The sequence below is a fragment of the Enterobacter sp. RIT418 genome (assembly GCF_003057745.1).
Classification (GTDB): domain Bacteria; phylum Pseudomonadota; class Gammaproteobacteria; order Enterobacterales; family Enterobacteriaceae; genus Enterobacter.
Map to the genome: position 1 here is coordinate 356515 of NZ_QBJD02000001.1, position 21200 is coordinate 377714.

The 21200-nt window shown below is 56.3% G+C and carries 22 protein-coding genes and 2 tRNA genes; 9 read left to right on the plus strand and 15 right to left on the minus strand.

Annotation, left to right across the window (positions count from 1 at the left end; translation table 11 throughout):
* The first annotated feature begins 18 nt into the window (after positions 1-18).
* Together DBY73_RS01790 and DBY73_RS01795 are read left to right on the plus strand one after the other, a co-directional pair.
* Positions 19-801: an MBL fold metallo-hydrolase gene (locus DBY73_RS01790; RefSeq protein WP_112009505.1), complete on the plus strand. Its 783-nt coding sequence runs from the start codon at positions 19-21 to the stop codon at positions 799-801.
* Positions 802-873: 72 nt separating this feature from the next.
* Positions 874-1509, plus strand: coding sequence for a carbonic anhydrase (locus tag DBY73_RS01795; RefSeq protein ID WP_112009506.1), 636 nt, complete (start codon positions 874-876; stop codon positions 1507-1509).
* A gap of 25 nt (positions 1510-1534) precedes the next feature.
* Here DBY73_RS01795 and DBY73_RS01800 read toward each other — a convergent pair whose 3' ends face one another.
* The 5 genes from DBY73_RS01800 to mdtK form a co-directional block, all read right to left on the minus strand.
* A complete protein-coding gene (locus tag DBY73_RS01800; RefSeq protein WP_112009507.1) occupies positions 1535-3130 on the minus strand; it encodes an FAD-NAD(P)-binding protein in 1596 nt (531 codons plus the stop codon).
* A 153-nt stretch (positions 3131-3283) separates the two neighbouring features.
* The gene (locus DBY73_RS01805) at positions 3284-3751 is read right to left on the minus strand and encodes a GNAT family N-acetyltransferase (RefSeq protein WP_112009508.1); all 468 of its coding nucleotides are present in this window, start codon (positions 3749-3751) and stop codon (positions 3284-3286) included.
* Positions 3752-3892: 141 nt separating this feature from the next.
* A tRNA-Val gene (locus DBY73_RS01810) sits at positions 3893-3969 on the minus strand.
* A 4-nt stretch (positions 3970-3973) separates the two neighbouring features.
* Positions 3974-4050 (minus strand) — tRNA-Val (locus DBY73_RS01815).
* A 153-nt stretch (positions 4051-4203) separates the two neighbouring features.
* Positions 4204-5577, minus strand: coding sequence for an MdtK family multidrug efflux MATE transporter (mdtK, locus tag DBY73_RS01820; RefSeq protein ID WP_112009509.1), 1374 nt, complete (start codon positions 5575-5577; stop codon positions 4204-4206).
* 224 nt (positions 5578-5801) lie between these two features.
* Between mdtK and DBY73_RS01825 the strand changes: the two genes are divergently transcribed.
* Positions 5802-6443 carry a riboflavin synthase subunit alpha gene (locus DBY73_RS01825; RefSeq protein ID WP_112009510.1) on the plus strand — a complete coding sequence of 214 codons (642 nt, stop codon included), beginning with the start codon at positions 5802-5804 and terminating at the stop codon, positions 6441-6443.
* Between the two features lie 30 nt (positions 6444-6473).
* On the opposite strand, the gene cfa is transcribed toward DBY73_RS01825, so the two are convergent.
* Both cfa and punC read right to left on the minus strand, forming a co-directional pair.
* Complete coding sequence (gene cfa, locus DBY73_RS01830; RefSeq protein WP_112009511.1) at positions 6474-7622, minus strand: cyclopropane fatty acyl phospholipid synthase; 1149 nt, start codon at positions 7620-7622, stop codon at positions 6474-6476.
* Between the two features lie 297 nt (positions 7623-7919).
* On the minus strand, positions 7920-9119 hold the full coding sequence (punC, locus tag DBY73_RS01835; protein WP_112009512.1) for a purine nucleoside transporter PunC: 1200 nt from the start codon (positions 9117-9119) through the stop codon (positions 7920-7922).
* A 114-nt stretch (positions 9120-9233) separates the two neighbouring features.
* Between punC and punR the strand changes: the two genes are divergently transcribed.
* Positions 9234-10145 carry a DNA-binding transcriptional activator PunR gene (punR, locus tag DBY73_RS01840; protein WP_112009513.1) on the plus strand — a complete coding sequence of 304 codons (912 nt, stop codon included), beginning with the start codon at positions 9234-9236 and terminating at the stop codon, positions 10143-10145.
* A 16-nt stretch (positions 10146-10161) separates the two neighbouring features.
* Here the strand turns inward: punR and purR are convergent, their stop codons facing one another.
* A complete protein-coding gene (gene purR, locus DBY73_RS01845) occupies positions 10162-11187 on the minus strand; it encodes an HTH-type transcriptional repressor PurR (RefSeq protein WP_112009514.1) in 1026 nt (341 codons plus the stop codon).
* Between the two features lie 297 nt (positions 11188-11484).
* On the opposite strand from purR, the gene DBY73_RS01855 reads away from it, so the two are divergent.
* Positions 11485-11574, plus strand: coding sequence for a YnhF family membrane protein (locus DBY73_RS01855; protein WP_112009515.1), 90 nt, complete (start codon positions 11485-11487; stop codon positions 11572-11574).
* Between the two features lie 165 nt (positions 11575-11739).
* A complete protein-coding gene (locus tag DBY73_RS01860) occupies positions 11740-12906 on the plus strand; it encodes an MFS transporter (protein WP_112009516.1) in 1167 nt (388 codons plus the stop codon).
* Positions 12907-12943: 37 nt separating this feature from the next.
* Here the strand turns inward: DBY73_RS01860 and sodB are convergent, their stop codons facing one another.
* Positions 12944-13525 (minus strand): superoxide dismutase [Fe], encoded by a 582-nt coding sequence (gene sodB / locus DBY73_RS01865; protein ID WP_112009517.1) that lies wholly within the window; start codon positions 13523-13525, stop codon positions 12944-12946.
* Between the two features lie 121 nt (positions 13526-13646).
* Complete coding sequence (locus DBY73_RS01870; RefSeq protein ID WP_112009518.1) at positions 13647-14420, minus strand: C40 family peptidase; 774 nt, start codon at positions 14418-14420, stop codon at positions 13647-13649.
* Positions 14421-14757: 337 nt separating this feature from the next.
* Between DBY73_RS01870 and grxD the strand changes: the two genes are divergently transcribed.
* Positions 14758-15105, plus strand: a complete 348-nt coding sequence (gene grxD, locus DBY73_RS01875) for a monothiol glutaredoxin 4 (protein ID WP_003832760.1) — start codon at positions 14758-14760, stop codon at positions 15103-15105.
* Positions 15106-15149: 44 nt separating this feature from the next.
* On the opposite strand, the gene rnt is transcribed toward grxD, so the two are convergent.
* The 5 genes from rnt to eptA form a co-directional block, all read right to left on the minus strand.
* Complete coding sequence (gene rnt / locus DBY73_RS01880; protein WP_112009519.1) at positions 15150-15800, minus strand: ribonuclease T; 651 nt, start codon at positions 15798-15800, stop codon at positions 15150-15152.
* Between the two features lie 96 nt (positions 15801-15896).
* Positions 15897-16304 (minus strand): lactoylglutathione lyase, encoded by a 408-nt coding sequence (gene gloA, locus DBY73_RS01885; protein WP_112009520.1) that lies wholly within the window; start codon positions 16302-16304, stop codon positions 15897-15899.
* Positions 16305-16403: 99 nt separating this feature from the next.
* Complete coding sequence (locus DBY73_RS01890) at positions 16404-17501, minus strand: alkene reductase (protein WP_112009521.1); 1098 nt, start codon at positions 17499-17501, stop codon at positions 16404-16406.
* 53 nt (positions 17502-17554) lie between these two features.
* Positions 17555-18154, minus strand: coding sequence for a TetR/AcrR family transcriptional regulator (locus DBY73_RS01895; RefSeq protein WP_112009522.1), 600 nt, complete (start codon positions 18152-18154; stop codon positions 17555-17557).
* A 40-nt stretch (positions 18155-18194) separates the two neighbouring features.
* Positions 18195-19820, minus strand: a complete 1626-nt coding sequence (gene eptA, locus DBY73_RS01900) for a phosphoethanolamine transferase EptA (RefSeq protein WP_112009523.1) — start codon at positions 19818-19820, stop codon at positions 18195-18197.
* A 151-nt stretch (positions 19821-19971) separates the two neighbouring features.
* Between eptA and DBY73_RS01905 the strand changes: the two genes are divergently transcribed.
* Positions 19972-20211, plus strand: coding sequence for a DUF1289 domain-containing protein (locus DBY73_RS01905; protein WP_112009524.1), 240 nt, complete (start codon positions 19972-19974; stop codon positions 20209-20211).
* Between the two features lie 48 nt (positions 20212-20259).
* Positions 20260-21156 (plus strand): aldo/keto reductase family oxidoreductase, encoded by an 897-nt coding sequence (locus DBY73_RS01910; protein WP_112009525.1) that lies wholly within the window; start codon positions 20260-20262, stop codon positions 21154-21156.
* The last annotated feature ends 44 nt before the right edge of the window (positions 21157-21200 follow it).

The following is a 21200-nucleotide window of genomic DNA, read 5'->3' on the forward strand; positions in this document are numbered from 1 at the left end:
TAGCGCTGAGGAAAGCCGATGATTATTCTGTGTAAAACCTGCGGGACCTCCTACGACCATCAGCCTGACCGCTGCCCCATTTGCGAGGATGAACGCCAGTACGTTCCGGCCACCGGTCAGGCGTGGACCGATTTTGAAACCGTAACCGCGACCCACGCCAACAAATGGCAACAGCTTGAGCCAGATTTGTTTAGCCTCAAAACCGTGCCCGCGTTTGCCATCAACCAGCGCGCGCTGCTTTTACGCACCCCGAACGGCAACGTGCTGTGGGACTGCATCGCCAACCTGGATGCGGCAACCAAAATGCTGATCGCGGCGCTGGGCGGCATCAGCGCTATCGCCATTTCGCATCCGCACTATTACACCACGCTGCAGGACTGGGCAGACGCGTTCGATGCTCCCGTTTATCTCCACGCCAGCGATCGCGAGTGGGTGATGCGCGAAAGCCCGGCGATCCGCTTCTGGGAGGGCGATGCGCTGGATATCCTGCCTGCGGTAACGCTGCTGCGGCTCGGGGGCCATTTCGCGGGTGGAACGGTGCTTCACTGGCAGAAGGGCGAGGGCGTGCTGCTGGCGGGCGATATTCTGCAGGTGACGCCGGGGAAGGATGCCGTCTCGTTTATGTGGAGCTATCCGAACATGCTCCCGCTGCCCGCGCGCACGGTGGAGCAGGTGACGGCGCGGCTTGAGGGCAGAGCGTACGCGCGTCTCTACGGCGCGTTTGAAGGTCAGAATATCCTCGCGGAGGCTAGCGAGATCGTGCGCCGGTCGGGCCAGAAATATATTGCTTGTATGAAGTAAAGCGTGGTGGGTAAACTTTAAGAGCGTGATCTCGATCATGTCTAAACTAAAACAGATAAAAGAGATATTGCTATGCAACATATCATTGAAGGTTTTCTCAGCTTTCAAAAAGAGATTTTCCCGCAACGTAAAGAGCTCTTCCGCAGCCTGGCGTCCAGCCAGAATCCCAAAGCGTTGTTTATTTCCTGCTCCGACAGCCGCCTGGTTCCAGAGCTGGTGACGCAGCAGGAGCCAGGACAGCTCTTTGTCATTCGCAATGCTGGCAACATCGTGCCGCCTTTCGGGCCTGAGCCGGGCGGCGTTTCCGCAACGATTGAATACGCCGTTGTGGCGCTGGGCGTGACCGATATCGTCATCTGCGGCCACTCTAACTGCGGCGCGATGAAAGCGATCGCTGACGACGCTGACCTGGGCCCGATGCCCGCCGTCTCCCACTGGCTGCGCTACGCCGACGCGGCGAAAGCGGTCGTTGAGAAGAAAGCGTGGGAGAAGCCGATCGACAAAGTGAACGCGATGGTGCAGGAAAACGTATTTGCCCAGCTGAGCAACATCAAAACTCACCCGTCCGTTGCGGTAGGCCTTCGCAACAACGCCATCCGCCTGCACGGCTGGGTATACGACATTGAAAGCGGCGAGATTCGCGCGCTGGACAAAGAGACAAAAACCTTTATCTCCCTGTCTGAAAATCCTGGCGTGTTCTTCGAGTAACGCACGCCGAGGGCAGGGAAGCCCGTCAGCCCTCCACCCACGGCAGCTTTCTGCGTGCCCCAGCAGCAGGCTGATGCACTCCTTTCGCGATAGCGTCCCCTATCTCCGCGCATTCGATGATCCCCTGTACGAAGGGGTGGTCGTGCATGAGCCACGGAATGGCACCAAATGCAATGCGTCCACGAATCGATTCGGGGCTTCTTAACGTATAGTCTGCGCTGACGTCCGGTATGTCATCGCCCGTTTCCATCAGCTGTTTGCGCAGCGTGGGGAAAGGCAGATCTTTCGTTTTAAGCGGCTTCTGCCCGCGGGCGTCGATAAAAACGTCGAAGCGCAGGGTGTGGCCGTGATGGGTGATTACCGTTTGACCGCTACCGATGTCCATATCATAGTCGTCCCCCAGGGCGGCGACGCTCACGATGCCCGCCTCGCGTAGCGCCAGCAGTCGGCGAATAGACTGCGGTGGGATCGCTGCATAGTTATCAATAAACACGCGCGCCAGCCCCGCCTGGAACCGCGCCCTGTCGCGCTCGTTCAGCGCAGGGACAATCTCTGATACCACGTCGTGCAGCCGAAGCACGGCGTAGCGCCACGCCACCGTGCGCCGCTCGCGCTTGTTGCGCTCGACCTCTTTCAGGTTCTCTTCTGCCCAGGTAAACGGGCCGTGCCGTTTGCGATCCTCGTACCAGGCCTCCAGCAGGTTGTCCGCATTCAGGTCGTGCAGCGAGATCGCCTGACACCACTCGGGGTCGGCCAGTTCCAGCTCTTTCACCATCAGTGCAAAAACGCGATCGAGGAGCCCGTCTGCGCCTTTGGCGATTTCAGACTCGACGGCAGATTCAGTCAAAATCGAGAGCGGCTCATAGGGGATAGGACAGTAAAAATCCGCCTCAGGCAGAATTCCCGTTCGGGACATCAGGACGATACGTAACGCCTCGCTGCCTTTATCAAGAATAAACTGTTGGTCAGCGAAATGACCGTGCTGCATCACCACCGCCATCGCGGCATCCAGCCCGCTCAGGGAGGTGCCCATAATGCCGACGCGGCAGGCGGGGATGCGCGCGTCCATGAGCCCGGACCAGGGGCTTGGAAAGAAGCTGCGCGTGGCTTCATCTTCATCCGGCCAGACGTGCCCCGTGGCGACGACAACCCGGTCAAACCGCGCAGGATGCGGCTTACCGTTGACCGAGAGCATTACGCCTTCTGGCGCCGCGTCAATGTCGGTGACCCGAGCGGATTCATGGACATTGACCTCAAACCCCTGCGTTTTGGCTTCTTTAACAAGGGTTAAAAAGCCGTCGCGAAAGTATTCTCCCAGCAGCAGCCGCGGCAAAAACTGGCGATCGTGCAGGCTGGCTTTATCGACCTTGAAGCGCGCAAGATAGGCTTGGTCCTGGCGCCTGAGCCAGTCAAGGTACGTGATGAACAGTGGGGGTATTTCAATACTGGCAATATTGGCCAGCATAAAGCGCGCGTTTTCATCATCGCTGTAGGGCATGCCCACGCCGGCTTCGTCAGCCTGTTCAAAAACGGAAACGGCCAGAGGGATTTTAGTTTTCAGAAGGGAATAAAAGGTGTAAATCCCGGTCGGGCCGGAGCCGATAATGGCGATTTTCTTCATCGACAGTCTCCCTGCGTTTTTTTCCATACGATAAGCGTAGCAGGTGACGGCTTCAGGGTTTGGAATGCGGGGAGAATTCGGATATTAACGAGAGGACCGACGCGAACGGTGAGCGCCAGTCTGCTGGCGCTTATTGTCCTGTTGAGGTTTATCTTACGCCTGCAGCGCTTTTGTGAAGATCACTTTATCTTCATTAGGAGCATAGTAGTGACGTATTCTCGCCTCATTGATAAAACCTTGCTTACCGTAAAACGCGCGGGCCGCGCTAAAATCGTCAAGGCTGGAGGTCTCAACCAGCAGCAGCCTTGCCTGCTTATTTCTCAACTCCTTTTCAACCTCGTCGATCAGGGCCTGTCCGATACCCTGCCGCTGGCGGGAAGGGCAGATCCATAGCATCAGTAAGTTCCAGACGCTGTTGGTCATCACTTCGGGGGCGCAATAGGCAACACCCACCAGACCTTGCTGGTCTGCGCTAAACCATATTTCATCCGATTTACCAGAAAAGTAGGTATCAAGCGTGTCCTGCACATGCAAGAGCCCTTCACGATCGAACTGTCCGCTCGCTTCTAACATCGCGAGTAAGGGTTCTGAATCGGAGGGAGTGGTGGGGCGAATAAGCATAGAAATTCCTTTTTTACGCTGGAGATCGAAAGCTCACGGCTTGAGTGAGTAACGAATGTATAAGCAGAAATCGCAAGACGCGTGGTTGTTTTAATGAATTTTCGTATTGAAAATAGGAAGGAATACAGAGAAGAAATAGAATGGTGCGTCTGAATGGACTCGAACCATCGACCCCCACCATGTCAAGGTGGTGCTCTAACCAACTGAGCTACAGACGCAAAATGGTGCGTTCAATTGGACTCGAACCAACGACCCCCACCATGTCAAGGTGGTGCTCTAACCAACTGAGCTATGAACGCAACGTGTTGTCGGCGACAACGGGGACGAATATTAGCGGCACAGCCCGGCTGAGGCAAGAGGGAAAATGCAATTTTCTCTCTGATTTCACGCGATTGCTTCATTACCGCGCAAAGTGTAGAGAAAGTAGCCGCCAGCAGGCGGCTACCGCCTGATTAACGCGCAGCGCGCTGCAAAATCACCGTGGACGGCTGACGCTGCAGGAAGCGCATCCGCAGCATCATCATGATGGCCGCCGAGGTCAGGCCGATGATAAAGCCCATCCAGAATCCGGCCGGCCCCATGCGGTCCACCACCAGATCGGTCAGCGCCAGCACGTAGCCCGTCGGCAGGCCGAGCACCCAGTAGGCGATGAAGGTGATAAAGAAGATGGAGCGCGTATCTTTATACCCGCGCAGCACGCCGCTGCCGATGACCTGGATAGAGTCCGATATCTGGTAGACCGCCGCCAGCAGCATCAGGTGAGACGCAAGCAATACCACCTGCGGATTGTCGTTGTAGAGCAGGGCGATTTGCTCGCGTAGCGTAACGGTAAATAGCGCCGTGCAGACGGCCATGCACACCCCGACGCCCAGCCCGGTCCGCGCGGCGGTTTGCGCATCCAGCGTGGAGCCCTGTCCCAGGCGGAAGCCCACCCGGATCGTCACCGCGGCGGCCAGCGACATCGGCAGAACGAACATCAGCGAGCTGAAGTTGAGTGCAATCTGGTGTCCAGCCACGTCAATAATCCCCAGCGGGGAGACGAGCAGTGCCACCACGGCAAACAGCGTGACTTCAAAAAACAGCGCCAGCGCAATGGGCAGGCCGAGCTGGATGAGCCGCGTCATCACGTTCCAGTCCGGCGTGCTGAATCTCGTCGCGTTGCGAATATCGCGCATTGATCGCGCGCGCTTCACGAACGTAATCATGCTGAAGAACATCACCCAGTAAACCGCTGCCGTTGCCACGCCACAGCCTACGCCGCCCAGCTCCGGCATGCCGAAGTGGCCATAGATAAAGACGTAGTTTACCGGAATGTTGACCAGCAGGCCGATAAAGCCCATCACCATGCCCGGCTTGGTTTTCGCCAGCCCCTCGCACTGGTTACGCGCGACCTGGAAAAAGAGGTAGCCCGGGGCGCCCCAGAGCAGCGCGCGAAGATAGCCGACGGCTTTGTCGGCCAGGACAGGATCGATGTTGTGCATCGCGCGGATGATGTGGCCCGCGTTCCACAGCACGACCATGATCAGAATTGACACAAAACCCGCGAGCCAAAAGCCCTGGCGAACCTGATGGGCGATGCGATCGCGACGGCCAGAACCGTTAAGCTGCGCGATGACCGGGGTTAGGGCCAGCAGCAGGCCGTGACCGAACAGGATCGCCGGCAGCCAGATAGAGGTACCAATCGCGACGGCGGCCATATCAGTGGCGCTATAGCCACCCGCCATCACCGTATCCACAAATCCCATTGCGGTCTGAGCGACCTGCGCGACGATCACGGGTATCGCCAGTGCCAATAATTGACGCGCTTCAATCATGTACTTCTGCACGTGAACACCTTTGTATTGTTGTTATTTGAGAGACAAAAAAGCCGCCGAAACTGGCAGCAAGAAGAAAATGAAGGGAGATGCCAGCTATTGTAGCGGGGTTTAACTAATTATCTAGTGAAAAAATCGCCAGAAAATGCGCTTCGCTGGCAACCTCTTTTTCCAACTGTTATTGTGGTGAGATTAAACGGTGTCGCCACCGTAAGAAATGAACAGGAGCTGTAGGCATGTTTACTGGTATTGTGCAGGGCACTGCGAAAGTGGTGTCTATTGATGAAAAACCTAATTTTCGTACCCACGTGGTCGAGCTTCCGGAATATATGCTGGACGGCATTGAAACCGGTGCCTCGATTGCGCATAACGGCTGTTGCCTGACGGTGACCGAAATAAACGGCAATCAGATTAGCTTCGATTTAATGAAAGAGACGCTGCGCATCACCAACCTCGGCGAGCTGGCGGTGGGTGACGTTGTCAACGTTGAGCGCGCGGCGAAATTCAGCGATGAGATTGGCGGGCATTTGATGTCCGGCCATATTATGACTACCGCTGAGGTAGCGAAGATTGTGACCTCAGAAAATAACCGCCAAATCTGGTTTAAAGTGCAGGACCCGGCCCTCATGAAATACATCCTGTATAAAGGATTTATTGGCATTGATGGGATTAGCCTGACGGTCGGTGAAGTGACGCCAACGCGTTTTTGCGTACATCTGATCCCCGAAACGCTGCAGCGCACGACGCTGGGCGCGAAAAAACTGGGCCATCGGGTAAATATTGAAATCGATCCGCAAACCCAGGCGGTGGTTGATACCGTTGAGCGCGTGCTGGCCGCAAAAGAGGCGGCGATAATAAAAGCGGCAGAAGACGAATAAAAATAACCCCGGCGAGCCGGGGTTATTTTTTTATCGCGCGACGCGAAGCCCGTTCTCAATTCCGCGGCTAAACACCACCTGCCAGAGCTGAATATCGCGCGCGCGGAAAGCACCCGCGCAGGCGTTCAGATAATAGGTGAACATCCGTTTAAAGCGTTCGGAATAGTTGTCGGCAATGTCCGGCCACGCGGCCAGGAAGCGTGCGTACCAGGCCATCAGCGTGGTGTCGTAATCCGCACCGAAATTATGCCAGTCTTCGACAAGGAAATGCGGCTCGCTGGCGTTCGCAATATGGCGGACAGAGGGTAAACAGCCGTTAGGGAATATGTACTTATTGATCCACGGGTCGACGTTATTGTCGGTCCGCTTTGAGCCGATGGTGTGGAGCAGGAAGATGCCGTCCGGCTTGAGGTTACGGTCGGCAACGGTGAAATAGGTATCATAATTTTTCGGCCCTACATGCTCGAACATCCCGACGGAAACAATGCGATCGAACTGCTCGTTGAGGTCGCGATAGTCCTGAAGGCGAATATCCACGTCCAGATCCTGGCACCGTTCCTGCGCCATTTTCCGCTGTTCAGCAGAGATGGTCACGCCTACAACGCTCACGCCATAGTGTTTCGCCATAAACCAGGCAAGCCCGCCCCAGCCGCAGCCGATATCCAGCACGCGCATGCCGGGCTGGAGCTGCAGTTTTTCGCAGATCAAACGGAGCTTATCCTGTTGGGCCTCTTCCAGGGTGGTGGCCTTTTTCCAGTAGCCGCAGGAGTATTGCATCAGCGGGTCCAGCATGCGGCTAAACAGATCGTTGCCAAGATCGTAATGCTCTTTGCCAACGATCCACGCGCGCTTCTTGCTTTGCAGGTTGAACAAACGCGCAGATGCGATGCGCAGCGTGTCTTTGAGATGATGCGGAAGCTGTTTTTCCAGCCCCGCGCGCAGCACGCTGGTGAAGAACACGTCCAGGCGCTCGCACTCCCACCAGCCGTCCATATAGCTTTCGCCCAGGCCGAGAGACCCTTCCTGCAGCACGCGTTTAAAAAAATCGGGATGTTTGACCTGTGGGTCCGCAGGAGACGGTCCGTTAATCGTAATGCCGGCTCGACCCAACAGTTCACTGACGATCCGGGACCAGTTATCGTCCGGAACGCTGACTTCTTCTATACACGATGAACTCATAGCTTCTCCATCACCTTGCTGTGATCAGAACCTTCAAACAGCGTAGACGCTTTTTATGGTTTGTGAGAAATCTCACGGTTAATCCCGCGAGGCTAGTATCCGACGTAGAACAGAGGAAGGGAGATAGCCCTTGCCGAAAAGCCTTCCATGGTAAAACGGGAGCACTCCGGCTCCCGTTAACGCTTAATATTTATCGTGTTTATTGAACCAAATTTAGTATAGGCCTCAAAAATGGCTGATTCAATATAAAATTCTTAGCAACCTAATCACTGATGCCTAACATAATTACGGCCGCGATTAGGCATGCGAACGCTCAGCTTCGCTGCGCTCATCCTGAACGGTTTGCGCTGAAGATTGCATCCGGTAGCCCACGCCAGCCAGAAGAACCGTTGCCAGCATCACGCTGGTGGTGGTCAGCAGTGGCGTAGCAATCAGCGCGGAGACCACGAGGCTTGCCAGGAAGCACAGGCCCAGCTGCAGGGTGTTTTGCAATGCGGCTGCGCGACCCGTAGCATGAGGGAACGGGCGCAATGCCTGGGCCACCACGATAGGGTAAATGGCGCCGTTAGCGACCGCCATAACGCAGAACGGAATCAAAATTTCTGCCAGCCCCGCCCCGGGGATAAAGCCTACTGCCCAGGTTCCAACGACGCTAAGGGCGTACAGCACCAGCAGCCACGGCAGCATCTGCTGGCCTTCCCATTTTTGCAGCGCGGCGCGACAGCCGTAGCCGCCGACCAGGAAAGCGATGGTCTGTGGGACATAGCTTAGGCCAATCGCCGCTGGGCTATAGCCCATATCGTGCAGAATAAACGGCGAGCCGGTCAGCCAGGCAAAGAAGCTTGCGGAGCAGGCGGCGTAGATCAGTACGTTGCCGCGGTAAGCTTTGGCCTTCAGCAGGGAGATGAAGGTGATCGGCTTCGCGTCAGCGTGCTCTATTTTTTTATGCGCGGGCTTAAGCGCGAAGGCGGGCAGCATCAGTACCAGCGTAATCGCAAACAGCGTGGCAAAAATCGCCTGCCAGTCAAAATGCGCCAGGATCCAGCTGCCCAGCAGCGGGGCCAGGGCAGGCGAAAGGCCAACCAGCGGCATGATGGTGGCAAAAATTCGGTTCGTGCGCGACGCTGGATAGTAATCGGTCACCAGCGCCTGCCAGGTCACCGCCGCGGCGCAAACGCCCACCGCCTGAATGAAGCGAAGCACCAGCAGCCAGGCGGCATCGCGCACCCACAGCATGCCCAAACAGCCGACGGCGAAAATGGCCAGGCCGAGCAGCAGAACCGGCTTGCGGCCAAAGCGGTCGGAGAGGGGCCCCCACAGCAGCTGTGCGAAGGCAAAGCCTGCCAGGAACAGGCTCAGGCTCGCGCTGATGGCGGCAGCAGGCGTTTGCAGATCTTCCTGCATGGCGGCAAACGCGGGCAAATACATGTCGGTCGCTAAAAAGCCCAGCACGCTCAGGCCGCCGAGCCAGACTAAAAATCCTTTCCTGGGTTGCACTCTTTTTTCTCCTCAAGGAGGCAGGTATACGGTGGCGAAGAGTGTAGGGAGTGCAAAGCAGCTTGTGAAACGCTAATATTTGGCTGTTGCAATCAAAAATTTTGCAGGCAGAAAATGTGGTCAGATTATTCTCTTGAAGTGATTGATGCCGTTGCGCGCAACGGCAGCTTTAGCGGTGCCGCACAGGAGCTGCATCGCGTCCCCTCGGCGATAAGCTATACGGTTCGGCAGCTGGAGGAGTGGCTCGCCGTTCCGCTCTTTGAGCGACGGCATCGGGATGTGGAACTGACGCCAGCTGGGGCGTGGTTTTTGAAAGAAGGGCGTTCTGTTATCAAAAAAATGCAGATCACCCGCGAACAGTGCCAGCAGATTGCCAACGGCTGGCGCGGGCATCTCTCCATCGCCGTAGATAACATCGTCAGGCCGGAGCGCACGCGGCAGATGATCGTCGATTTCTACCGTCACTTCTCGGACGTCGAGCTTAGGGTATCGCAGGAGGTGTTCAACGGCGTATGGGACGCGCTGGCGGACGGCAGGGTAGAGATGGCTATCGGCGCGACCCAGGCAATCCCCGTGGGCGGGCGCTACGCCTTTCGGGACATGGGCATGCTGAGCTGGATCTGCGTGGTCGCGCGCCATCATCCGCTGGCGGCGATGGAAGGACCGCTGAGCGATGACGCGTTGCGCAACTGGCCGTCGCTGGTGCTGGAAGATACGTCGCGATCGCTGCCCAAGCGTATTACCTGGCTGCTGGACAACCAGCGGCGCGTGGTGGCGCCCGACTGGGACTCTTCAGCAACCTGCCTGAGCGCGGGGCTGTGCGTGGGTATGGTGCCCGTCCACTTTGCGCGTCCGCGAATTGACGCCGGAGAGTGGGTTGCCCTGGCGCTGGAAAATCCCTTTCCTGACGCGGCGTGCTGCCTGACCTGGCAGCAAAATGACGTCTCGCCCGCCATGGCCTGGCTGCTGGAGTATCTGGGAGATAGCGAAACGCTGAACAGGGAGTGGCTGCGGGAGCCAGCGTAGCTGGCCCCGAAGAGGTTTAACGGCGGTAGTCGCGGAAAGGACCGTCCGCAACGGAGCGGCGCTCAATCAGGCGAGGGTGAACCTCAATTGACTGCGACTCTTCGCGCTTGCTGACGATCCTGTCCATCAGCATGTTAAACGCCGTTTCGCCCAGCGAGTCTTTCGGCTGGTGAATGGTCGTCAGCGCCGGGGTGAAGAAGCGCGCGTTGCGCACGTTGTCATACCCGATCACCGAAATGTCCTGCGGCACGCGCAGGCCGAGCTCGTCTGCCGCACAGAGCGCGCCCATCGCCATAATGTCGCCGCCGCAGAAGACGGCGGTAGGGCGGTGCTGCTGGGAGACGATCTGCTGCATCGCGCGGTAGCCGGATTCCGGCTCAAAGTCGCCCTGAACTATCCAGTTTTCCGGCACGTTAATCAGCGCTTCTTCCATGGCTTTCATGAACCCGGCCAGGCGTCCCGCGCCGGTGTTGCGCTCCAGCGGGCCCGGGATGACGCCGATATCGCGGTGGCCGCGCTCGATCAAATAGCGCCCTGCCATATAGCCGCCTTCAAAGGCGTTATCGATAACCGAGTCGGTGAAATCGGCACGCGCTTCGCCCCAGTCCATGACCACCATCGGAATATGGCGATACTCTTCCAGCATGGAGAGAACGGACTCCGGGTACTCGGAGCACATGACCAGCAGGCCATCTACGCGCTTTTGCGCCATCATCGACAGATAGGCGCGCTGTTTTTCAATATTGTTCCACGCGTTGCCCAGAATGAGGGTATAGCCTTTCTGGAAGCAGTTTTTCTCAACGGCTTCAATAATTTCGGCAAAGTAGGCCGCTTCGCTGCTGGTCGCCAACAGGCCGATAGACTTGGTGTGATTAACCTTCAGGCTGCGCGCAACCGCACTCGGTGAATAGTGCAGTTCTTTGATCGCGGCCCAGACGGCGTTGCGCGTCTCTTCCGCCACGAAGCGGGTTTTGTTAATAACATGTGATACGGTTGTAGTGGAAACGTTTGCGCGTTTTGCTACGTCTTTAATTGTTGCCATTAAATGTCACTCCAGACCCTATCCTAATATCCTGAAAAATGGGGAGGTAAACGTTTGCCTTCTCTCACCCTTATTACGCAATGTTGAATTGCGACACGCCGGGAAAACGACACAGGACGTCAGGAGGGGGTCAATGGCCGGTACGCTAATAAATTTAGCGTGGAATTTTGTCCTATCTTGAGGAAAAGGGGAAGAGCAAAAGTGGTTATCATTTTAAATCCGGGAAGATTTTTGACGTAAACTGTGCAAAAATGAGCAAGCTCACTTTCCGTGTGGGGATTAAAAGGAGAAAAATTGATGAGTTCCGATCTTAAGTTTTCGCTGATGACCACCGTTATTGTGCTGGCGCTGATTGTTGCCGGCGGGCTGACGGCTGCACTGCACTGATTTTGAGGGGGGGAGAGTCCTCTCCCTCCTGCTCGTCTCTAGATTGTTACTTCTGTGGCAAAAATCTTTTGCCAAATTGTTAACTTCTCATTTTTTGTGATTGATGTCATGCTTTTGACTTCTTTGTTCTGTGTCGTGCTATGACGCGGCATCCGGAGTAAACGCATGAAAATCAATTTTCCCCTGCTGGCCCTCGCCATTGGCGCGTTTGGGATCGGCACCACTGAATTTTCCCCGATGGGGCTCTTACCCGTTATCGCCCGGGGCGTGGACGTCTCGATCCCGGCGGCGGGGATGCTGATTAGCGCCTACGCGATCGGCGTAATGGTCGGGGCTCCGCTGATGACGCTGCTGCTTTCCCATCGCGGGCGCCGCAACGCGCTGATTTTCCTGATGGCTATCTTCACTCTCGGCAACGTGCTGTCGGCGATTGCACCCGATTACACCACGCTGATGCTGTCACGCATTCTGACGAGCCTTAACCACGGCGCGTTCTTCGGCCTGGGCTCCGTTGTAGCCGCAAGCGTTGTGCCTAAGCACAAGCAGGCCAGCGCGGTCGCCACCATGTTTATGGGGCTGACGATTGCGAACATTGGCGGCGTACCGGCTGCGACATGGCTTGGCGAAGCGATTGGCTGGCGAATGTCCTTCTTAGCGACGGCCGGACTGGGCGTGGTCGCCATGGTGGCGCTGTTCTTCTCGCTGCCGAAGGGCGGGGCGGGCGAGCGGCCAGAGGTGCGCAAAGAGCTGTCGGTACTAGCGCGCCCGCAGGTGCTTTCCGCGCTGCTCACCACGGTGCTGGGCGCGGGCGCCATGTTCACGCTTTACACCTATATTGCCCCCGTCCTGCACGATATCACCCGTGCGACGCCGGCGTTCGTTACGGCGATGCTGGTATTGATTGGCGTGGGCTTTTCCATCGGCAACTATCTCGGCGGCAGGCTTGCCGACCGTTCGGTCAGCGGAACCCTGAAGGGCTTTTTAACTCTGCTGATTGCCATCATGGTGGCCATACCGTGGCTCGCGCAAAGCCAGGCGGGTGCCGCCGTGGCAATGGTCGTTTGGGGAGCCGCGACCTTTGCGGTCGTTCCGCCGCTGCAGATGCGCGTGATGCGCGTTGCGCACGAGGCGCCGGGGCTGTCGTCTTCGGTGAATATCGGGGCGTTTAATCTGGGGAATGCGCTAGGTGCCGCAGCGGGAGGGGCGGTGATTTCAGGTGGTCTGGGATACGGCTTTGTGCCGGTGATGGGCGCGATCATCGCGGCCCTGGGGCTGCTGCTGGTGCTGATGTCCGGTCGTAAACAGCCGGAAACGGCCTGCGCCGTAGATTAAATAAAAACGCAGAAGGGCGGTCCCTTCTGCGTGTGATTTATGCGGCGAAGTTCTTCGCCACAAATTCCCAGTTTACCAGCGCCCAGAAGTGCTCCAGGTAGTTCGGACGGGCGTTACGGTAATCGATATAGTACGCGTGCTCCCACACGTCCACGGTCATCAGCGGCGCTGCGCTGGTGGTCAGCGGCGTACCGGCGTTCGAAGTCGATACGATAGCCAGCTTGCCATCCGCCTCTTTTACCAGCCAGGTCCATCCGGAACCGAAGTTTTTCACTGCGGCATCGGTAAACTTCGCTTTGAACTCTGCGAAGCTGCCAAATGACGAAGTGATAGCGCTCGCCAGCTCGCCGGTCGGTTCTCCGCCTGCGTTCGGTGCCAGGCAGTGCCAGTAGAAGGTGTGGTTCCATACCTGCGCGGCGTTATTGAAAATACCGCCTTCTGAGCTGCGCACGATCTCTTCCAGCGTTTTGCCTTCAAAGTCGGTGCCCTTAATCAGGTTATTCAGGTTGGTGACGTAGGTCTGGTGGTGTTTGCCGTAGTGGTATTCCAGGGTCTCCGCGGAAATGTGCGGGGCCAGGGCGTCTTTTGCATATGGTAGTGCAGGTAATTCGAACGACATTGCTACTCTCCTTATTGTTTTTACGTTGCCAATAGCCTTACAGACAACAGGGATAGAGTAGCAAATTGAAAGGGTATGCAAAAGAGGAACTTACCCTGCCGCCGGAGCGGCAGGGCAGGGTTTAGCGGATCGTTTTCGGCGTCATAACGCGGCGTGCGCCGACGTAGTGGCGGACCCAATACTCTTCGCTAAGCGAGGTAATCTGAATGTCGCGCCCGCTGCGCGGTGACTGAATAAACTTACCGTTGCCGACGTAGACGCCAACGTGGTCCGCCGTGCCGCGTCCCTGGGTGCGGAAGAAGACCAGATCGCCGTTTTCCAGTTCGCCGCGGTTAACCGGAGATGCGTCGCGCAGGTGGTACATTTCATTCGCCGTACGCGGAATGCGGAACTTCACCAAATCTTTATAGGCATAATAGACCAGGCCGCTGCAGTCAAAGCCGGTGCGCGGAGAGGTCCCCCCCCAGCGGTACGGTTTGCCGATTTGCCCCATCAGCTTATTCATCGCCGTTTTTTGCGCTTTCTGCATGCGAACCTTGTGTATGTCGGCCAGCTTCGCGGATTTAACGCATTTTGTTTTACGCCCTTTACGGACGGTACATTTTTCCGTGGTGAGGTTGGCGGCGGTTTTTTGCGCTTTAAGCTTGCTTGATTGAGCTGTTCGGGAGGATTTGACGCTGGTCTTGCTGGATGCGGTTTGCTTTGCTTGCGTGCTGTTTTTTTTCTTTGCTGTTTTGCTGCTGGTTTTTTTCTTACGTTCGGTGCTTTTCGCCAGATGCGTTTTTTGTACGGCAGAATGCCGCGCCTGCTGAGATGCGTTCGCCGCTGGCGTGAGAGAAAGAGTGGTAAACAGTAAAGCACAGAGCGTGATCGAGATTTTATTTATCCGCGCCACTGGGCAGTCCCCTGGTAAATGCAGGCTTTCTATAATACCCGCGTGTGATTTACAAAACCTGTCGATTCTAATCTATATAAAGCAGATAAGTTAATAGCATTTTTCAATCTAAAAATGTGTTTCGTTAGCAAGTGCAAAAAAATTCACCGTTCTGTCGCACTATTGGTCACTCCCTAAGCAAAACCTTATAGGGAATAGGGTTAAGCTACATTTCCAATGCAACTTATAGCCGCACGCGTTAAAATATATAACGTGACTAAAATGTTATTTTCCGATGTCTGCCTGAACCGCTACAATGTCAGACGATTGCCGTAACAGAAGTTTAAGGAAGCAAGATATGAGCACCACTATTGAAAAAATTCAGCGCCAGATCGCTGAAAACCCGATTCTCCTGTACATGAAAGGTTCTCCGAAGCTGCCAAGCTGCGGTTTCTCTGCACAAGCGGTTCAGGCGCTCTCTGCCTGTGGCGAGCGTTTTGCTTATGTTGATATCCTGCAAAACCCGGATATCCGCGCCGAGCTGCCAAAATACGCAAACTGGCCGACGTTCCCGCAGCTGTGGGTTGACGGCGAGCTGGTTGGCGGCTGCGACATCCTGATTGAAATGTATCAGCGTGGCGAACTGCAGCAGCTGATCAAAGAGACCGCGGCTAAGTACAAAACCGAAGAGCCGGACGCAGAATAATTTTCTGCTCAAATAAAAAAGCGACCTGAAAAGGTCGCTTTTTTTTATTCTTCGCTGTCGCCCATCGGCAGCGGCCAACCGCCCAGGCGCTTCCAGCGATTGACTATCTCACAGAACAGCTCGGCGGTGCGCTCGGTGTCGTAGAGCGCCGAGTGCGCCTGCGTGCCGTCAAACTCGATGCCCGCCGTAATGCAGGCCTTGGACAGGACCGTCTGTCCCAGCGCCAGCCCGCTGAGCGCGGCGGTATCGAAGGTCACAAACGGATGGAAGGGGTTACGTTTCAGGGACGCTCGCTCGGCGGCGGCCATCGTAAAGCTGTGGTCGAAGGTCGCATTGTGGGCCACCATGATGGCGCGGCTACAGTCGTTGTCCTTCATGCCTTTACGCACCATTTTGAAGATGGCGTGAAGCGCATCATATTCGCTCACCGCGCCGCGAAGCGGGTTTTTCGGATCGATACCGTTAAACGCCAGCGCTTCCGGCTGCAGGTTTGCGCCTTCAAAAGGTTCTACGTTAAAATGCAGCGTGGTGTCCGGTGTAAGCCAGCCCTGTTCATCCATCTTCAGCGTGATGGCGGCAATCTCAAGCAGCGCATCGGTTTTAGCGTTAAATCCGGCTGTTTCTACATCAATGACAACGGGATAAAAACCACGAAAACGGTCGCACAGACCGGTAAGTTGAGCGTTATCGGACATCAGGGTCTCTTACAAGGGGAAAAAAGCAGTGCGTATTATGGCAAATTTTAACAGGGGATGCAGTAAAACTACGGGCGCATAGCGCGCCCTGCGGGATCAGTTGCCCAGACCGCGACCGGCGTCTTTGGCTTCAATCAGCTCGATTTTGTAACCGTCCGGATCTTCAACGAAGGCAATGACGGTGGTGCCGCCCTTAACCGGACCGGCTTCGCGGGTCACGTTGCCGCCGTTGCTGCGGATGCGCTCGCACGCCTCGGCAGCGTTGTCCACTTCAAGCGCAATATGGCCGTACGCGGTGCCCAGCTCGTACTTATCTACGCCCCAGTTATAGGTCAGCTCGATAACCGCTTCCTCGCTTTCCGGGCCGTAGCCCACGAACGCCAGCGAATATTTGTATTCCGGGTTTTCGCTGGTACGCAGCAGCTTCATGCCCAGCACGTTGGTGTAGAACTCGATGGAACGTTGCAGGTCGCCAACGCGCAGCATGGTGTGAAGTAGGCGCATAATTTCCTCTTAACCAGTGGAATGGATTAACTTTTTTAACAGAAACGATGTTTGAGTATAGCGGCGAAACATCGCCGCTATCAATCACTATGGCAGGGATTACAGAGAAGGGTAGTCGGTATAACCTTCCGCGCCGCCGCCGTAGAAGCTTTCCGGACGCTGTGGGTTCAGCTCTGCTTTTTTCTGCAGGCGCGCAACCAGATCCGGGTTAGCAATGTAGTCTCGGCCGAACGCCACGGCGTCGATGAGACCTTTACCAATCAGGTCTTCCGCTTTCTCTGGCGTATAAGCGCCGGCACCGATGATCACGCCGTGGAAGCGCTCGCGCACTTTCTGGCGGAAGCTTTCCGTGTAAGGCTGGCCGCCGGCCCAGTCCGGCTCGGACATGTGCAGGTAGGCGATGCCGCGTTTTGCCAGCTCTTCAATCAGGTACAGCGCATCGGCTTCTTCATTCGGGCCGTTATCCACGTTCTGGAAAGAGCCGATCGGAGAAACGCGGATGCCGATGCGGTCCGGGCTCCATTCCTGGCAAACGGCATCCACCACTTCCAGCACCAGGCGGGCGCGGTTTTCAACGCTGCCGCCGTACTGGTCGGTACGATGGTTAGAAGACGGTGACAGGAACTGGTGCAGCAGGTAGCCGTGAGCGGAGTGCAGCTCAATCAGGTCGAAACCGGCTTCGCGCGCGTTTGCGACCGCCTGGCGGAAATCATTAACGATGCCGGGGATTTCGTTCAGCTCCAGCGCGCGAGGCATAGAGGTGTCAACGCGGATGGCGTTGCCGTTTTCATCGCGCAGGGAGGTGCGGGTATTCGCGCTCAGGGCAGAGGCGGAAACCGGGGCTTGACCGCCGGGCTGGATGCTGCTGTGTGAGATGCGGCCGGTGTGCCACAGCTGAACCGCAATACGGCCGTCTTCAGCATGCACGCCCGCGGTGATTTTTTTCCACGCGGCGATCTGTTCCGGGCTGTGCAGCCCCGGCGCGCCAGCGTAGCCTTTCGCCTGTGCGGAAATTTGCGTGGCTTCTGTGATAATCAGGCCCGAGCTTGCGCGCTGGCGATAATATTCACCCATCAGAGGCGTAGGGATGTCACCCGGCTCGATGCTGCGCAGGCGGGTAAGGGGAGCCATAAATACGCGGTTTGGCGCGGTAACGGCACCCACTTTCAGTGGGGTAAATAGTTTTTCAGCGGACATAAAGACTCCTGAGTAGACCAGTCGACTAGTAATGGATTAAATAAAAACGCCTGCTACACGCGAGGCGCTGTGATACTGCTTTTTACATGTGCCAGCGCGCTTTCCAGCGGCACGGCACTGCGAGAAATTTTGGCCTGCAGGTTTGCACCCAGCCAAAGGGAGTACAAAACCTGCGCCTGCGTCAGGGGATCACCCGTGAAGCTGAGCGTTTTCTCCTCGCGGCCTTTATCAAGCGCCTGCGCCAGAAGGGCAATCACGCCGCTGGCGCCTTTATCCATGGCAGTACGCATATCTTCAGAAAGATCGCAGACTTCGGCAGAAAGCTTTACCGTCAGGCAGCCGCTGATGATGCCCTGCTGACAGAACTGCGTCAGCGTCTCCTGATAGTAGTTCAGAACGCGATCGCGGAAGTTGCCTTCACCGCGGGCAAAGTGAACGGCCAGGCGCTGGTGGTAGCCAGCATAGTGCCGCTCCAGCATCGCCACGCCGAAGGCCTCTTTGGACCGAAAATAGTGATAGAACGACCCCTTTGGCACTTCAGCGGTTTTTAACAGCTCGCTCAGTCCCATACCGGTAAACCCGCGATGCATGCAGAGCCGCTCGCCGGTTTCCAGTAGATGTTCGCGCGTATCGTGTTCTGTATTTCTGCTCATGCCGTCACTCTAATAGACCATTCGGTCTAATTCAAGCCCGTTATGATCGACATTGCGCCAGAATATCCAGCTGCTGCTGATAAACGCTTGTTTTTATGTCCATCATTCCCAATACGGTGGAGAACAGATTATCCTGTGAAACCGCATTTTTTGCTGCACGGTCGCGCAGGCACTGCTCGTTGACGCCAAAGTTTTTCGCATAGTCCGGGGACAGCCAGAACATAAATGGAATATGCGTTTGCTGCTCCGGTGCCAGCATATACGGCGTACCGTGAAGGTAGATACCGCTTTCCCCCAGCGATTCACCGTGATCTGACAGATAGACCAGCGCGGTATTCATGCTTCCCTGACGCGCCTTCAGCGCATCGATGGTTTGACTGACCATGCTGTCGGTGTACAGAATCGTGTTGTCATAGGTATTCATCAGCGCCTGGCGATCGCAATCCTGGATTTCGTTGGTATCGCAGGTCGGCGTGAACCGGCGGAAGTTCTCCGGGTAGCGGCGATAGTAGGCAGGTCCGTGGCTCCCCATCAGGTGAATGACCAGCACCGTATCCTGCTTAAGCCCGTCCAGCACGTTGTCCAGCCGATAGAAGTTCACGTCGTCAATGCACGATTTATCCTTACAGAACTGATCCAGGTTCCACTGGGTCATGTCCGTGTGCGGGATACGGTCACAGGCGCCTTTGCATCCGCCGTCGTTGTCGCGCCAGAGAAGATTCACGCCCGCGTGCTTAAGCACATCGAGCAGGCCTTCCTGGTGACGCGCAAGATCGGCATCGTAATGCTGACGCGTCATCCCGGAGAACATGCACGGAACGGAAACGGCCGTTTCGGTGCCGCAGGAGGTTGCCTGCGGGAAGTTAATCACGTTCTGTTTTTTCAGCTGTGGATTCGTTTCGCGCCCATAGCCGTTCAGCGAATAGTTCGCCGCGCGGGATGCTTCCCCCACGACCAGCACCAGCACGGTTTTCTTCTGCTGGCCCGCAATCAGCGGGCCTTTATGGGCGTCTTCCCCAATGCGCACCAGCGTTTGATCGCCGGCAAACCAGCGCGTTTTGCTGTATTTCATGAGGGCGCTGACGTAGTTCGCCGGGGTCACCATCTTGACGATGGCCTTGTTATTGCGAAACAGTGACGCGTAATCTTTATAGAATACGGAGGCAACAAGGATAATCACCAGCAGCGCGCCCAGCATCGCGGCAACGCGCGTCAGCAGCGCGTACCACCATTTACCGGTACGAATGCGCGTCAGCGCCAGCATTACAGAGGGCACCAGACCCGCACCCACAATCCACAGAATCATCTGCGGCGTGACCAGCGCGGTGGCTTCCTGCGAGTTGGTCTCAAAGACGTTAACCATCATGTTCTGATCGATAACCGCGCCGTAGGCGTACATAAACCAGGTCGCTGCGGCGCATCCCATCGTCAGCACAATCAGCAGCGGCTTGCGAATATACGGGATATTGAGCAGGCTAAAGACAACCACCCAGCCGCAGAACAGCACCAGCGGTACCGAGGCGGCGAAAAGGACGTCATGCAGCTGCGATGGCGCGATGATCGCCCAGCTGCGTTGAATGAAAAGCGCATTGAGCCCCGTAAAGAAAAGGGCGCAAACCAGAGTGAATTTCGTATCGTTACACTGTAACTTTTTAATAGACCACATTTTCAAAAAAAACCATTCTTTATAGTGATAGCGTCAGTATAGGGAGGGAAGATTAGTGAAACCTTAATGCCATAATTCTGTGCTAATCCTCTTGCATGCTGGCCATTTAGCGTCTTCACTGTAGTTGAATATTGGCCTTTTGGAGGTATTTGTGGCAGAGCAGCTGGAATTTTTCCCCATCCAGAGCCCGTGCCGGGGTATTTGTCAGGTTGACGAGCGCGGTTACTGCCGCGGGTGCATGCGTACCCGCGAGGAGCGTTTTAACTGGCAAAACTTTAGCGACACGCAAAAGCAAGAGGTGATTCGCCTCTGCCGGCAGCGTCTGTTGCGTAAATTACGCGCAAACAAAGCCGATCAAACCGAAGAACCTCAGCAACCCTCACTGTTTTAATCCGCTAATTGCGTATACTCAGGGCATGACTTCCTTGAGGAAAATGTAATGGTTCAGCGTATTACCCTTGCCCCGCAGGGCCCGGAATTTTCACGTTTTGTCATGGGCTACTGGCGTTTAATGGACTGGAACATGTCCGCCCAACAGCTTGCCAGCTTTATTGAAGAACATCTCGACCTGGGCATTACGACGGTCGACCACGCCGATATTTATGGCGCCTATCAGTGCGAGGCGGCCTTCGGTGAAGCCCTCAGGCTAGCGCCTGCGCTTCGCGATCGTATGGAGATCGTGACGAAGTGTGGTATCGCTACGACGGCCAGGCCTGAAAACGCGCTGGGCCACTACATTACCGATCGCAACCATATTATTGAGAGCGCCGAACGGTCGCTGGCGAACCTGGCAACCGACCGTATCGATCTGCTGCTCATTCACCGCCCGGATCCGCTGATGGACGCGGATGAGGTTGCGCAGGCGTTTCTTGAGCTGCACCAGAGCGGCAAGGTCCGGCACTTCGGCGTGTCGAACTTTACGCCAGCCCAGTTTGCGCTTCTCCAGTCTCGTCTGCCGTTTACGCTGGCGACGAACCAGGTTGAAATCTCCCCTGTACATCAGCCGCTGCTGCTGGACGGCACGCTCGACCAGCTGCAGCAGCTGCGCATTCGCCCGATGGCCTGGTCGTGCCTCGGCGGCGGCCGGCTGTTCAATGACGATGAGTTCCAGCCGCTGCGCGATGAGTTAGAGGCCGTTGCGCGCGAGCTGAATGCCGAAAGCATCGAGCAGGTGGTTTATGCCTGGATCCTTCGCCTGCCGTCAAAACCGCTGCCTATCATTGGCTCCGGCAAAATTGAGCGCGTCCGCTCCGCGCTGGCTGCGGAAGCGCTGCAGATGACCCGCCAGCAGTGGTTCCGCATCCGCAAGGCTGCGCTGGGCTACGACGTGCCGTAATCTAAAAAAGGGTGACTTTCCGGTGAGTTCTTCGGCCCTGGTAT

What these genes read in the sequence shown, in the direction of transcription:
- DBY73_RS01895 (WP_112009522.1), bottom strand. Translation starts at nt 18,154, where the DNA reads ATGAGCAGAAATACAGAACACGATACGCGCGAACATCTACTGGAAACC.
- DBY73_RS01910 (WP_112009525.1), top strand. Translation starts at nt 20,260, where the DNA reads ATGGTTCAGCGTATTACCCTTGCCCCGCAGGGCCCGGAATTTTCACGT.
- sodB (WP_112009517.1), bottom strand. Translation starts at nt 13,525, where the DNA reads ATGTCGTTCGAATTACCTGCACTACCATATGCAAAAGACGCCCTGGCC.
- DBY73_RS01825 (WP_112009510.1), top strand. Translation starts at nt 5,802, where the DNA reads ATGTTTACTGGTATTGTGCAGGGCACTGCGAAAGTGGTGTCTATTGAT.
- rnt (WP_112009519.1), bottom strand. Translation starts at nt 15,800, where the DNA reads ATGTCCGATAACGCTCAACTTACCGGTCTGTGCGACCGTTTTCGTGGT.
- DBY73_RS01855 (WP_112009515.1), top strand. Translation starts at nt 11,485, where the DNA reads ATGAGTTCCGATCTTAAGTTTTCGCTGATGACCACCGTTATTGTGCTG.
- punR (WP_112009513.1), top strand. Translation starts at nt 9,234, where the DNA reads ATGTGGTCAGATTATTCTCTTGAAGTGATTGATGCCGTTGCGCGCAAC.
- cfa (WP_112009511.1), bottom strand. Translation starts at nt 7,622, where the DNA reads ATGAGTTCATCGTGTATAGAAGAAGTCAGCGTTCCGGACGATAACTGG.
- gloA (WP_112009520.1), bottom strand. Translation starts at nt 16,304, where the DNA reads ATGCGCCTACTTCACACCATGCTGCGCGTTGGCGACCTGCAACGTTCC.
- DBY73_RS01790 (WP_112009505.1), top strand. Translation starts at nt 19, where the DNA reads ATGATTATTCTGTGTAAAACCTGCGGGACCTCCTACGACCATCAGCCT.
- DBY73_RS01795 (WP_112009506.1), top strand. Translation starts at nt 874, where the DNA reads ATGCAACATATCATTGAAGGTTTTCTCAGCTTTCAAAAAGAGATTTTC.
- DBY73_RS01805 (WP_112009508.1), bottom strand. Translation starts at nt 3,751, where the DNA reads ATGCTTATTCGCCCCACCACTCCCTCCGATTCAGAACCCTTACTCGCG.
- purR (WP_112009514.1), bottom strand. Translation starts at nt 11,187, where the DNA reads ATGGCAACAATTAAAGACGTAGCAAAACGCGCAAACGTTTCCACTACA.
- DBY73_RS01860 (WP_112009516.1), top strand. Translation starts at nt 11,740, where the DNA reads ATGAAAATCAATTTTCCCCTGCTGGCCCTCGCCATTGGCGCGTTTGGG.
- DBY73_RS01800 (WP_112009507.1), bottom strand. Translation starts at nt 3,130, where the DNA reads ATGAAGAAAATCGCCATTATCGGCTCCGGCCCGACCGGGATTTACACC.
- DBY73_RS01890 (WP_112009521.1), bottom strand. Translation starts at nt 17,501, where the DNA reads ATGTCCGCTGAAAAACTATTTACCCCACTGAAAGTGGGTGCCGTTACC.
- eptA (WP_112009523.1), bottom strand. Translation starts at nt 19,820, where the DNA reads ATGTGGTCTATTAAAAAGTTACAGTGTAACGATACGAAATTCACTCTG.
- grxD (WP_003832760.1), top strand. Translation starts at nt 14,758, where the DNA reads ATGAGCACCACTATTGAAAAAATTCAGCGCCAGATCGCTGAAAACCCG.